The sequence below is a fragment of the Streptomyces sp. NPDC093149 genome, assembly GCF_044754145.1.
Classification (GTDB): domain Bacteria; phylum Actinomycetota; class Actinomycetes; order Streptomycetales; family Streptomycetaceae; genus Streptomyces.
In genome coordinates, this window is record NZ_JBIVON010000013.1 from 169,322 (window position 1) to 182,640 (window position 13,319).

The window sequence follows — 13,319 nt, forward strand, 5'->3', positions numbered from 1 at the left end:
GTACCGGCGAAGAGCTGGCCCTGCCCCGAATCCCGGCGGCGGCGCCGGTCGTGGTACGGGACGTCCCTCAGATGTGACGCGAGTGATTCGTCGGCAGTGTGGACATACGGGCACGGGTACGCGACCCGCGGCGCCGAGCCACCAGCTGCGCATCATGCTTGTGCGACATCGCCGTACCCCTCTCCCCGACGGTCTCCGGTCTCACCGACCGCGACGTGCGGTCAGCACCTCGCGGCCGAGCGCGGGTGAGGGCCCTGCGGCGAGGCCCTCACCCGTGGGGATCAGGCTCCCCAGCGCAGGGCGATGGTGTCGCCCACCTTGATCACCTTCTCGCGCACAGCGCCGGCGAAGGCGGAGCCGTCGACGCTGGCTTTCCAGGTGTTGGAGCCGCTGTTGGCCTTGCCGTTGACCGCGGTGACGATGCCGGTGCCCGACGAGGGGGTCACGCTCGTGACGCAGCCCGCCGGAGTGGCGGCGCTCGTCGCAGCGGTCAGGACGTCACCGAGGGTCGTGGTCGTCCCGGTCGGGGTGAAGGTCACTGAGCACGCCTTGAGGCTGCCGGTGCCGTCGTCAAGGGTCAGCGCGAGTCTGGCGGCAGTGCCCGCGGTGAAAGTGGGCTGGGCGACCCACTGCGGGACACCCGGGGTGACCGGGACCGGCGGGGCGGCCGTGAAGCCGCCGCCGGCGACCGCGCGAAGCGCGTCGATCGAGGAGTAGCTTGACGGCGCGGTGTCGGACGGCTGGTACTTAAAACCACCCCCCGGGTTGTACTGGTTGGCGATCAGGAAATCGATCGGAGTCTTGCCGTTGGCGGTGAGGAAGTCGCCGGTCTGCGGGTTGATTCCGCAGGCGTTCAGTCCTGCCACGCTCCAGCCGTTGGAGCTGGTGTTGACCCCGTAGAGGGAGTTGAACGCGCCGGTGGTGGCGGCCAGTTTACCTTTGAGGAAGTTCTTGGCCCTGACGACACCCGCGTCGGTGGTGGGAACGCCCGAGGCGCAGAGCGCGGCCATCGCGGCGCCGGTCATGTCGACGTCGCTCGCGGAGTTGAGCGCGGTGGGATCGCCCTCGGCCTTGCTGTAGGTCCAGCCGCCGTCGACGTGCTGGTTGGCCCGGATACGGGTGACCATCGAGTCGGTCAGCGCTTGCGGGACGCGGGCGCCGCCGGCCTGCGTCTTGGCGCCGCCGAGCGCGAGTGCCGCGAAAACGGTGCCGTTGAAGTTTCCGGACGGGCCGAAGTAACCGGGCTCGGTGGTCTGCCAGTAGGAGTAGATGTCGGCGACGAGGTTGCGGGAGGCCGAGACGCGGGCCGGGTCGATGCCGGCGGCGTACGCGTTCAGTGTGCCCCGCTCGTAGTCGGTGACCACCGGGGAGGCGGAGGGCCAGCCTGATGTGGACAGCAGATTGCGGTAGACGGTGCGGGCGTTCTTCGTGGTGTCGCCGCCCGGGGCGACATCGACGACGGCGGTGCCGGACGCCGCGAAGGCGCTGAACGCCCACTCGTTGGACAGACCAGAACCCGCGTACGAACCGTCCGCCGCCTGGAGTGACTTGAGATAGCTGACGCCGTTGGTCCTGGACGTGGCTATCTGGGCGGGGCTGGAGGTCGCGAAAGCGGGCAGCGTGGTGAGGGCGAGGGCGCTGAACGCCGCGGGCAGGGCGAGTGCGAGGCGGCGGGACGTACGAAAACGGGGCATGGCCTGCTCCTGGGATCGGCGGACGCCGGCCTCCAGTGCATGGCCGGACTTCTCCGTGCAGGGACACGGCCGGGCATGGTCGAAAGCCGCCGTCCGAATCGCGTGGTACGGCTTCTTGTACTGCTCGCCGCATGGGCATTCGGGCTCGGACACGGCCCCCGCCGTCCCATACCGCTGCGCGTCAGCTCCGGATTCACACCGGATTCCCCCATGTGGCAGCCCAGGACGCTACCCGAGCAGTCAGGGCTCCGCCAGCCGTTCGGACGAGGGCGGTTCCCGGATGTCCGGGAACCGCCCGGTGAGACGCACACCACCTTGACGGTCCGGACGGATCCGTGTTGCACTCCGGCTGACAAGCACTCAGCAGCAGGGGAAGCCGGTCGAATTCCGGCGCTGACCCGCAACCGTGGACCCGGGCTCGTTCCGGGTGAGCCGGAATGCCTGGAGCTGGGACAGAACACGAGGAACGCCGTCGCGGACTACGGCGTGGTCGTCCGGCCTCCCCATGGCGCAGCAGCCCTGTGGGGGCGAATCGCCACGTACGCAGCCGCCCGGCAGAGACAGGGGGCCGCGGTGGGGACCGAACAGCAGGCGAAACGGCGGATCAGCAGGGCACGGCGGCTACTGTCCCTTCTGACCGCTTCCTTTCTGACGTTCGGTGCGGGAGTGGCGTTCTTCACCGCTTCGCCGGCGAACGCCGACCCCGTCGAGCAGTGCACCGCCACGACCGGCGCCATTGTCGCCGTTGACTTCGGCCCCTTCGGCGGCCCGGTTGTGCGCGGTTGCGACACCACGCCCACGACCGGCTACGAGCTGCTGCACGAGGGCGGGTTCAGCACCACCGGTACCGTCCACGACGGCGACGGATTCATCTGCCGCATTGGCAACGAATCCTTCAACTCCGTTACGCAGTACCCGACTCCGGCCAAGGAGGACTGCTTCCTCACCCCGCAGGCCACCGCCTACTGGTCGTACTGGATCGCCTCCCCCGGGCAGAAGAACTGGACCTACAGCCCGCTCGGCGCCATGTCCCGCACCCCCAAGGACGGCGACGTGGACGCCTGGGTGTTCGGCGGCACCGATGTCGGCGGCACCACCGGCAAGCCCACCTTCTCCCCCGACGACGTACGGGCCGAGGGCGGCCTCCCCGCCACGGACCCGACCGATCCCACAGACCCGACCACCCCTCCGGCCTCGGTCGACGTAGCTGCGGCCACCCGCTGGCTCACCGGGCTGCTGACGGACGGAGAGCGGGTCGTCGACGAGGGCGCCACCGCTGTGGACCACATGCTCACCACCGAGGTCGTCTACGCCCTGGCCGCCGCCGACCCCAAGAGCCGGGTGGCGCAGAAGGCCGCCTCGTTCCTCGCCTTGCCGGCGCAGACGGACGCGTACGCATACCCGGCCGACAAGGACGGGATTCCCGATGCCTCCGCCTCCGCCCGTCTGGCGCTCGTAGCCGAGGCCACCGGCAAGGACCCGCGCGACTTCGGCGGCCACGACCTTCTCGGGGACCTCGTCAAGTACGTCTGCCCGAGGGACGTCGGCGACGGCGAGACGATCCCCGGCTGCCTCACGAAGGGCGACTTCCGCAGCACCGGACAGGCCGACGCCCAGGCCATGGCCGTCATCGCCCTGCTGAACGGCGATGTGGCACCCCCGGCCGACGCCGTGACCCGGCTGACCGGACTCCAGTGCGAGGACGGCGGCTTCACGGGCATCCTCGTCCGTGCCGGCGAGTGGTGCGACAGCGACGCGAGCTCCACCGGGCTGATAGCCCTGGCCCTCAATCGGGCCGGCGGCCACGGCGCGGTGGTCGAGAAGGCGCGGGCCTACCTCAAGAAGTCCCAGCTTCCGACCGGCGCCTGGCCCTCCGCCTCGTATCTGACGACCGGCAGCGCCGGCCCCACCGGCTGGGCGGCACAGGCCCTGCGCTCCCTGGGCAACGCGGACCGCGCCGACGCAGGTGTCTCCTGGCTCTCCAAGCAGCAACTGCCCGCGGGCGGCTTCGGCTTCGAGGAGGGCGAGACCGACCCTCGGTTGTTCGCCACCACCCCGGTGGTCGTCGCGGGCGCCAAGAGCGACCTGGTCGCACTCACCGCCAAGAAGGCAGACCCACCGACCACGCCCACCCCGGACCCGACGACCGCTCCTCCGGCCGGTGAAGGGCCCGACCTGAAGAAGGGCAGTGCCTATCTCACCGATCACAAACGGCTGATCCAGGGCCACTACTACGAGAACGCGCAGGGATCCGGGTTCGCCGACTACGGCCTGACCATCGACGGCGCCTACGCGCTCGCCGCGACCGGCCACGACAACGCCGCCCTTCGCAGCATCGTCGATTTCCTCGGCAAGGGCGGCAAGGACGGCAAGGGCCGCGGAATCCACGACTGGACCCTGATCGGGACCAAGTACGCGGGCGGCGGCTTCATCGGCAAGACGGCCGTTCTGGCCGAGGTCGTGGGCCGCGATCCCCGCAACTTCGGCGGGCAGGACTTGATCGGCGCGCTGGCCAAGGCGATCTGCCCGGAGAAGACGCCGACGCCGCGGCCCTGCGCGGCCAAAGGAAATTACACCTATGCCACGTCCGTCTTCTCCCAGTCGCTCGGGGTCATGGCCCAGGTCCGTGCGGGCGAGACGACCGCCGCGGCCGAACCGATCGCCTACCTCAAGGGCCTCCAGGACCCCTCGGGGGCCTGGCCGAGCCTGATCGGCGAGAAGAGCGACATCGAGGTCGACTCCACCGCGATGGCGGCCATGACCCTGGACCTGCTGCCCGACGCCGACTCGCAGGCGGCCGTGGACAAGGCCCTCGCCTGGCTGGCCGACCGGCAGCTGGCGGACGGCGGCTTCCCCGGCGCCTCCGGCGACTCCGTGAACTCCGCCGCTCTGGCAGTACAGGGCCTGTCGCTGGACGCCACGAAGTACGCGGACCGCATCGCGAAGGCCCGGAAGTTCCTCGCCTCGCAGCAGAACGCCGACGGCGGGTTCAAGGTCATCAAGGGCGGGCAGCCCGAATCCGACGTCCGCGCCTCGGCACAGGCCGTCGGCGGCGCCACCGGAATCTCCTTCGGCACCCTCACGCGCAGCCTCGACGGCACCACTCCGGAGCCCAAACCCAGCGGCTCGGGCCCGCCATCCGGCTCTCCTTCGGCGCCAGACATCGTGACCCCGGGCGAGGAAACGGACGGCACCAGTACGGACGACGGCTCGGGCTCGGGCGGCGTCCTCGCCTCCACCGGTGCACAGACCCTCGCCCTCGCGCTCGCCGCTGTGGTGCTGGTCCTCGGCGGCTGGGGCGCGACCCGCGCCGCGCAACGCCGTCGCGAAGAGGCCGGGAGCAAGGCATGAGGAGCAGTCGTGTCCTGCGCGCCCTGGCCCGTACCGCAGCCGCCATGGGGCTGATGCTGGCGGCGTTCACCGCCACTGCGGACCCGGCCGGGGCCGCCCCGCAGCCGATGGGGCAGTGCACCACCTCCTCTGGTGTGGTGCTCGCCGTGGACTTCAGCCATTGGGGCGGGCCCATCTACCGCTCCTGCGGGACGACTCCTACCACCGGGTACGAGCTCCTCAATCAGGGCGGCTGGCGGACCACCGGCACCGGCCACGACGGTGCTGCCTTCATCTGCCGCATCGGGTACAGCGGCCACCAGGGCGGCAAGCAGTATCCGACACCGAAGCAGGACGACTGTGTACTGACACCGCCCGCCTCCGCCTACTGGTCGTACTGGCACGCCCGCCCGGGGCAGAGAACCTGGGAGTACAGCCAGCTCGGCGCCATGCTCTACAAACCGAAGCCCGGCAGCGTCGACCTGTGGATCTTCGGTGGAACGAACATCGAGGGCACCCAGGGCCGGCCCACCGTCACCCCGGATCAGCTGCGTGCGAAGAACACGAAGCCCACCGGCGGCGGCAAACCCGCTCCCGAGGACACCCGCACCGCCCCGTCCCTTCCGCCGAACACCAACACCGGCCCCAAACCGGAGAACCCGCCCCCGGCAGACCCGATGCCTCCCTCGACGACGCCACCACCGAGCCCCTCGGCATCAAAGAGCGCGTCGGCGTCGCCGAGCACCTCCGGAAGCATCTCGCCGACCCCCTCCGCATCGCCGCCGTCCAGCGCGCCCGCCTCCGGGCCCAGAGTCGTCGACGCAGCGCCCGCGGCCGACGCGAAGCACGACGTGGGCTCGTATCTGCCCGCCCTGGCGACCGGTGCACTCGTCCTGCTCATCGGCGGCGCCGCCTGGTACGCGGCGAAGCGCCGCCGCACGGAGTAGCCGCGTGCCCCACACCAGCACGGACGCTGCCAGGCTGCCTGGGTCCGGCCTCGCGCCGGACCCAGGTGGCCGCAGGCTGCCCCGCACCCTGCACCCCGTCGCATGGTGGATCTGGGCCCTGGCCCTCGCAACCGCCGTCAGCCGCACGAACAATCCACTGCTGCTGCTCCTGGTTCTTACCGTCCTCGGATACGTCATCACCATGCGGCGGACGGAGGCTCCCTGGGCCAGGGGCTTCAAGTACTACCTCTACCTGGCCCTGACCGTCGTGGCGATCCGCGTGGTCTTCCGTGCCGTCTTCGCCACCGGCATCACGCCCCACGACCACTTCCTCTTCTCACTCCCCCACATCCCGACCCCCGATTGGTACGCCGGCATTCAACTCGGCGGCCCTGTCTCCCTGGAGGCGTTGCTGTCGGCCGCCACCGACGGGTTGCGCCTCGCCTGCCTGCTCTGCTGCATCGGCGCCGCCAACACCCTCGCCAACCCCAACCGTGCGCTTCGCGTACTGCCGGGCGCCCTGTACGAGCTGGGCGTCGCCGTCACCGTCTCCATCAGCGTGGCACCCCAACTGGTCCAGAGCGTCCAACGCGTGCACCGGGCCCGGCGGCTGCGGACCGGACGCTCCAAGGGCCTGCGGGCCCTGCGCGGCATCGTCGTCCCCGTCCTCGAAGATGCCCTGGAACGCTCCCTCCGGCTGGCTGCCGCCATGGATTCCCGCGGTTACGGACGTGCCGGGACCGCCACCCGCCGCTCCCGCCGTGCGACTGGCGCCCTCATGCTTCTCGGCATGTGCGGCCTGTGCACCGGCGCCTACGGGCTCCTGGACGCCACCGCGCCTGCCGTGCTCGGCTTTCCCGCACTCGCAGCCGGCGGGTTGCTGTGCGTGGCCGGACTGCGCCTCGGTGGGCGCAGGATCACGCGCACGACCTACCGGCCCGACCCCTGGCGGGCCGCCGAGTGGGCCGTCGCGGGCTGCGGGGTCTTGTCCGCCGTACTCCTGTTCACCAACGTCGGCTTCGACGCGACCGAGTTGAATCCCTCCATCTACCCGCTCAGCTGGCCGCCCCTGCCACTCGTCCCGGCTGCCGCGATCCTCCTCGCGGGAGCCGCCGGATTCCTGGCCCCACCACCGAGCACGCCCATCCGTCCGGCCGTCCCCGCGCAGCGCACCGAGGAACCCATGTGATCACCTTCGACCAGGTCACCGTCCAGTACGAGGACACGACCGAACCCGTCCTGCGGGACGTGAACCTCACGGTGGAAGAAGGCGAACTCTGCCTCGTCGTGGGCCACACCGGCGTCGGCAAATCCACCCTGTTGGGCGCCGTCAACGGCCTCGTCCCCCACTTCACCGGAGGAACCCTCTTCGGGCGCGTCACTGTGGACGGCCGGGACACCGCGGACCATCCGCCTCGCGAACTCGCCGACGTCGTGGGCGTCGTCGGCCAGGACCCCCTCGACGGCTTCGTAACCGACACCGTAGAGGAGGAACTCGCCTATGCCATGGAGCAGTTGGCCGTCTCCCCGGCAACCATGCGCAAGCGCGTGGAGGAGACCCTCGACCTGCTCGGCCTCGCCGATCTGCGCCACCGCGCCCTGCACGAACTCTCCGGGGGCCAGCAGCAGCGCGTCGCCATCGGCTCCGTCCTCACCGCCCACCCACGGGTCCTGGTTCTGGACGAACCCACCTCCGCCCTCGACCCGACCGCCGCGGAAGAGGTCCTGGCCGCCGTTACCCGGCTCGTCCACGACCTCGGCGTCACCGTCCTCCTCGCCGAACACCGCCTGGAGCGGGTCGTCCAGTACGCCGACCGCGTGATCCATCTCCCCGGCGACGGCCACGTCGTCTCAGGCCCGCCCGCCGAGATCTTCCGTACGTCGTCCATCGCACCACCCATCGTCGAACTCGGCCGCACCGCCGGCTGGTCCCCGCTTCCCCTCTCCATCCGCGACGCCCGCCGTGCCGCCGCACCGCTGCGCACCCGGCTGGCCCAGGTCGCGCCCCCAGCAGTGCGGTCCGCCCCCGACGGGGGCCGCGCCAAACTACTCGCCGCGCGCGGGATCACCGTGGCGTACCAGGGCATTCCCGCCGTCCGTGAGGTCAACATCGACCTGCGCGGCGGGGAGATCACCGCCCTCATGGGCCGCAATGGCTCCGGCAAGTCCTCTCTGCTCTGGGCGCTCCAGGGCTCCGGGCCCCGCAGGGTCGGCTCGGTGACCGTGGGTGAGCCCAGCGGCCCAAAGGCGCAGGACCCACAGAAGGTCTCGGCGGCAGCGGCCCGGCAGCTCGTCGGTCTGGTCCCGCAGACTCCCACCGACCTGCTCTACCTGGAGAGCGTCAAGCAGGAGCTCGACCAGGCCGATTCCGAGTCCGGGGTCGCGGCGGACGGCACACCGGCCCGCGCCATCCTGGACCGCCTGGCACCCGGTATCCCCGACACCACTCACCCACGCGACCTGTCCGAGGGCCAGAAACTGGCCCTCGTCCTGGCGATCCAGCTCGCCGCAGCACCACGAGTGCTGCTGTTGGACGAGCCCACGCGCGGTCTCGACTACCGGGCCAAGGGCGAGCTGATCGGCATCGTGAACGGGCTGGCGGCCGAGGGGCGGGCCGTCGTGATCTCCACGCACGACGTGGAGTTCGTCGCCAGGGCGGCCGACCGCGTCATAGTCATGGCCGAAGGTGACATCGTGGCCGACGGCCCCACCGACGAGGTCATCGTCGCATCGCCCGTCTTCGCTCCGCAGACCGCGAAGATCCTCGCCCCACTGCCCTTCCTCACCGTGGACCAGCTGGCCACTCTGCTCCCCGCCGACGGAACGGACCCCGACTCGTGAGTACGTACGCCGCGGCCATCCGCATCCGTGCCCGGGCCGGAGTCGTCATCGCCATGGCCGCTCTTCTGGGTGTCGTCGCGTTCTTCTGGCCGTTCCTCGTAGCACCTGGGAAGTTCGGCTCGAACTACACCCCGCTCCTGATCTTCGGCGTGCTGCTGGTGATCGTGCTCTGCGTGGTCATCTCCGAGATCGCCGAGGGCGGCATCAACTCCAAGGCGCTCGCCATGCTGGGTGTACTGTCCGCCGTCAACGCGGCCATCCGCCCTCTGGGCGCGGGCACGGCCGGCATCGAAACGGTGTTCTTCATCCTCGTCCTCGCCGGCCGGGTGTACGGGCCCGGTTTCGGCTTCACCCTCGGGTGCACCTCCCTCTTCTCCTCCGCACTGATCACTGGCGGCGTGGGCCCGTGGATGCCCTACCAGATGTTCGGCTGCGCCTTCGTCGGCATGCTCGCCGGATTCCTCCCCAAGGCGACCGGCCGCAAAGAGGTCCTCGTGCTCGCCGTCTACGGCTCGCTCTCCGGCTACTTGTTCGGCTTCCTGCTGAACCTGTCCTTCTGGCCCTTCTCTCTGGACCCGAACAGCTCGATCGCCTACCTGCCGGGGCTCCCGTTCACCGAGCAGTTCCAGCGCTACATCGCCTTCGACCTGGCCACATCCCTCGGCTGGGACACCGGCCGCGCCGTCACCAACTTCATCTGCATCACCCTGGCCGGCCCCGCCGTCCTCACCGTCTTCAGCCGCGCCGCCCGTAAGGCCCGCTTTCAGGCACCGATCCACTTCGCGCGCCGCGATGCGGGCCCGGGCTCCGCGACCGGCTGAACACCGGCCCTGCCGCTGGTCGCACATCGCACCACACGATCGAGAGGAACCCCATGCGCCAGAATCTGATCCGCCGTGCCGCCGTGACCACAGCGGTTCTCGGCCTCACCCTCGCCACCGCACCCTCGGCCGCGCAGGCCGACACCGCCGCCGTGCGGTTCACCAACGCACCGGTGAGAGTCACCGTCACCGTCCAGAGCCCCGACGGCCTGCTCTTCCAGAAGAAGGTCACGACCTGGGGTCACGACGTCACCACAGCCACAGGCGGCACCCACAAGTGCGACGGCACCAACGGCGGCGCCAACACATCGAAGGTCCCGACTCCGACGGCCGCCCTGGACCACGCGGCGAAGTGGAACAACTTCTCCTGGGACGGAGCCTGGTACGCGTCCTTCGACGACTACTCGGTCGACACCATCAAGGGCGTGAACGGCGGCGGCTCCGCCTACTGGAGCATATCCGTGAACGGCACCCCGACGCCTGTGGGAGGCTGCCAGTTCGAGATAGAGAACGGCGACCAGGTCGCCTTCACGTGGACCTCGTTCTGACGCTCTCCTGTCCGAGGCCCCGCCTCACCGGATGGCCGGCAGCAGCGGCGTGGCGTCGCTGGCGCCGGGACATTCATCCACGACCCCGACGGCCGCATTCTCCTGGTCCGACCGTCCTACGGCGACGGCCCCTGGGAGATTCCCGGCGGCACACTGGACACGGGAGAGCAACCGCTGCGTACGGTTCGGCGAGAGGTCAGGGAAGAGCTCGGCTTTGACCTCAGGCCGGGCCGACTGCTGGCCGTCGACCGGGTCCAGGAGCAGGACGACGGCCGCCCGTCGCTGGCCAATTACCTCTTCGACGGCGGCTCGATCACCGAGCGCGAGGCGCGGACACGGATCCGCCTCAACCACAACGAGCTCACCGCCTGGCAGCTGGCCATCCCAGAACAGTGGGAAGCCGTACTTGCCCCGCACATGGCCCGCCCCTGCTCCCGCGCCCTGACCGAGGGCACCACCGTCTACCTGCATCACGGATTCGAACCCACCCGCCACCAGACCTGACGCTCTGTCTTCCAGCGGCGGATACGTCAGCGCGGGCGGGAGCGGGGCGATCAACTGTGTACGTCGGGGATGCCCAACTCCTCGACGCTGCCAGGCCCAGGCCAGCGGCTGGGTCGGGGTGGGCGTGGGCCTCACCTTCGATCAGGTGAAGCCCGTCCTGCACCAGGCGGCTCGCGTAGTTCTCCCGCGCGCCCGCGACCATCGCCCGCTTGCGCTCCCTCACGGCGGCGAGGTCGACCGACACCGGACCGGACCGGACGCCGTACTCCGCGCCGCGCCTGGTGGGCTCGGTGCTGGCCAGCACGGCGCCGATGGGACTGACGGCTGCTGCCGCAAGCAGGCACGGTGGGTATCGACGCCGATGACGCCGTCGAGCCGCAAGGCGGACAAGCTGCTGATCAAGCCAACGGGTGGGCCAGGCCGACGCCCGCGTCCAGCAGACACCTCAGGGGAACAGCAACCCCTGACGAGGCCGTCGCAAGCTCGTCGAGGTCATCCACCCCGAAGCCCCGCGCATGGCGGGACAGCTGATCGACGACGTCTTCGACGCCCTCGGCAGCATTTCCGCAGTTCACCGCCGCTGGCTCAGCCTCGTCCCGTTCACCCTCTCCCCGGTCAGAGGCGTGATCGTGCACCTGCTGGTCGCAAGTGGGAGCAGGCAACGTTTGTCGGTGGTTTCAAACAGCACTCAGCGATCACCCACCCGTCCGCCACACGCTGCTTCGTGCTGGATTAGTGTCCGGTTCCTCGTGTTGCGGGCTGCTGCTCGGCGTCGCGGATGGCACGGGCGGCGTTGATGAGCCCAATGTGGCTGAAGGCTTGGGGGAAGTTTCCTAGGGCCTCTCCCGTGGTGGAGTCGGCCTCCTCGGCCAGCAGGCCGACATCGTTGGCGTGCGCGACGGCAGTTCGGAACACTTGCCGTGCGCGGGTGGTGTGACCGGTCAGGGCGAGGGCGTGGGCGAGCCAGAAGGTGCACAGCAGAAAGGTTCCCTCCTCTTCCTCGATCTCGTCACCGCGGTAGCGGCGGACCAGGCCGCCCGGGTCGGTGAGGTGAGTGGCAATGGCCAGCACGGTGGACTGGACGCGGGGGTCGTGCGGGGGCAGGAAGCCGACGATGGGGAGCATGAGTGACGACGCGTCCAGGTCGTCGCTTTCGAATGCCTGGGTGAAGGCGCTCAGCCGGGGGTTCCATCCTCGCTGTTCGATGACTTGGCGGATCCGGTCACGCTCGCTCCGCCAGTGGGGTACGTGTTCGTCGGCCCGAAGGGCGGGGGCCATGGCGATCGCGCGGTCCAGGGCTACCCAGCACATCAGTTTCGAGTGCAGGAAGTGTCTGTGCGGCCCGCGTCGCTCCCAGATGCCGTGGTCGGGTTCGGTCCAGCGGCTTGCGGCCGTCTCGGCCGCTTGGAGCAGGAAGGCCCGGGTGGGCGGGTCGAGGCTCCCGCCGGGCGGGAGGGTCTGGTGGGCCGCGTCGAGCAGTTCGCCGTAGACGTCGAGTTGGCGTTGGTGCCATGCGTCGTTGCCGGTACGCACGGGGGTGCTGTTGCGCCAGCCGGCCAGGTGAGGCAGGACCCGCTCGCTCAGGTCGCGTTCACCGCCGATGCCGTACATGATCTGCAGATCCACGCCTCGGTGGAGCTGGGTCGCCGCCGCCCGGGCGAGGAAGTCGAAGAACTTGTCCTTCTCCTTCTCGCAGGCGGCGGTGGCCAGTGCTTGCAGGGTGAAGCTGGCGTCGCGGATCCAGGTGTAGCGGTAGTCCCAGTTGCGTGTCCCGCCCGTGCGTTCGGGCAGGGAGGTGGTGGCTGCGGCGACGATGGCTCCCGTGGGAGCGAAGGTCAGGGCGCGCAGCACGCGTCCGCTGTGGCCCACCTCGTCCTGCCAGGGCCCGACGTAGCCGCGGTGGAGCCGGGACCACGAACGCCAGCCCTCGGCGGTGTCGTTGAGACGTCGGCGGATGCGTCGCGGGCGCCAGGGCTCGGGCTCGCTCCCCCAGGCCGGTCCGATGTGCAGGGCGAACCCGAGGCGGTTCGGTGCCCTCAGCGTGATCCGGCTGTGCGCGGTGGAGCCGCTCACCGCAAGGTCGACGGGGCTCGACAGCAGCAGTACGTGGGCGCCCCCGTAGGCCGCGAGCCCGCCGCGGACGGTGGACAGGAGCGGGTGGACGAGTCCGAACTCCGGGCGCGGCGCGTAGGTGATCTCGACGGGCACCTGTCCTTCGGTGCAGGTGATCTGCCGTAGGAGGGTTCCGGGGGAGGCGGTGCCGAGTGCGTGCCCGCGTTCGCGCCGTCCCAGGGCGAGCGCGTCGCGCAGGACGGCTGTTCCTCCGGCTGTGCGGAAGGTCGTCTCCAGTACAAGGGTCTGTTCGACGTAGCGGCGGCTGACGTCTGCGGGTCCGGCGGGACAGATGGACCAGTGGCCGGCGTTCTCGTCGAGGAGGCGGGCAAAGATCGCCGGGCTGTCGAAGCGGGGAAGGCACAGCCAGTCCACTGAACCGTCGGAGGTGACCAGGGCGGCCGAGCGGCAGTCGGACAGCAGGGCGTGGTCACCGATCGGTCGCATGCTCACCGGGCACGGCCCATCCCATTCCGGACCGGCGACGCGGCCGGGCCTGGACGACCCGGGCAGTCGCCCTCT

9 protein-coding genes and 2 riboswitches are annotated in these 13,319 nt (G+C 70.3%); of the genes, 7 read left to right on the forward strand and 2 right to left on the reverse strand.

The annotated features are described in order from the left end of the window. Positions 1 to 281: 281 nt before the first annotated feature. Positions 282 to 1,694, reverse strand: a complete 1,413-nt coding sequence (locus ACIQCZ_RS32240) for a hypothetical protein (RefSeq protein ID WP_402287560.1) — start codon at positions 1,692 to 1,694, stop codon at positions 282 to 284. Positions 1,695 to 1,806: 112 nt separating this feature from the next. Continuing rightward, a riboswitch (cobalamin riboswitch) is annotated at positions 1,807 to 1,945 on the reverse strand. Between the two features lie 73 nt (positions 1,946 to 2,018). Continuing rightward, positions 2,019 to 2,158: riboswitch (cobalamin riboswitch) on the forward strand. Positions 2,159 to 2,267: 109 nt separating this feature from the next. On the opposite strand from ACIQCZ_RS32240, the gene ACIQCZ_RS32245 reads away from it, so the two are divergent. From ACIQCZ_RS32245 to ACIQCZ_RS32275, 7 genes are all read left to right on the forward strand, one after another. Continuing rightward, positions 2,268 to 5,045: a prenyltransferase/squalene oxidase repeat-containing protein gene (locus ACIQCZ_RS32245; protein ID WP_402287563.1), complete on the forward strand. Its 2,778-nt coding sequence runs from the start codon at positions 2,268 to 2,270 to the stop codon at positions 5,043 to 5,045. Next, entirely contained in the window at positions 5,042 to 5,971 is a 930-nt protein-coding gene (locus ACIQCZ_RS32250) for a hypothetical protein (RefSeq protein ID WP_402287566.1), read from the forward strand. The genes ACIQCZ_RS32245 and ACIQCZ_RS32250 overlap by 4 nt, the downstream gene beginning before the upstream one ends. A 4-nt stretch (positions 5,972 to 5,975) precedes the next feature. Continuing rightward, positions 5,976 to 7,160, forward strand: a complete 1,185-nt coding sequence (locus ACIQCZ_RS32255; protein ID WP_402287568.1) for an energy-coupling factor transporter transmembrane component T — start codon at positions 5,976 to 5,978, stop codon at positions 7,158 to 7,160. Beyond that, positions 7,157 to 8,812, forward strand: a complete 1,656-nt coding sequence (locus tag ACIQCZ_RS32260; RefSeq protein ID WP_402287571.1) for an ABC transporter ATP-binding protein — start codon at positions 7,157 to 7,159, stop codon at positions 8,810 to 8,812. The genes ACIQCZ_RS32255 and ACIQCZ_RS32260 overlap by 4 nt, the downstream gene beginning before the upstream one ends. After that, on the forward strand, positions 8,809 to 9,633 hold the full coding sequence (locus ACIQCZ_RS32265) for an ECF transporter S component (RefSeq protein ID WP_402287573.1): 825 nt from the start codon (positions 8,809 to 8,811) through the stop codon (positions 9,631 to 9,633). Before ACIQCZ_RS32260 ends, ACIQCZ_RS32265 begins: the two co-directional genes overlap by 4 nt. 53 nt (positions 9,634 to 9,686) lie before the next feature. After that, a complete protein-coding gene (locus ACIQCZ_RS32270) occupies positions 9,687 to 10,181 on the forward strand; it encodes a DUF4430 domain-containing protein (RefSeq protein ID WP_402287575.1) in 495 nt (164 codons plus the stop codon). Positions 10,182 to 10,283: 102 nt separating this feature from the next. Further along, complete coding sequence (locus tag ACIQCZ_RS32275) at positions 10,284 to 10,685, forward strand: NUDIX domain-containing protein (protein WP_402287678.1); 402 nt, start codon at positions 10,284 to 10,286, stop codon at positions 10,683 to 10,685. A 732-nt stretch (positions 10,686 to 11,417) separates the two neighbouring features. Here ACIQCZ_RS32275 and ACIQCZ_RS32280 read toward each other — a convergent pair. Further along, entirely contained in the window at positions 11,418 to 13,244 is a 1,827-nt protein-coding gene (locus ACIQCZ_RS32280; protein ID WP_402287680.1) for a glycoside hydrolase family 15 protein, read from the reverse strand. Positions 13,245 to 13,319: the final 75 nt, after the last annotated feature.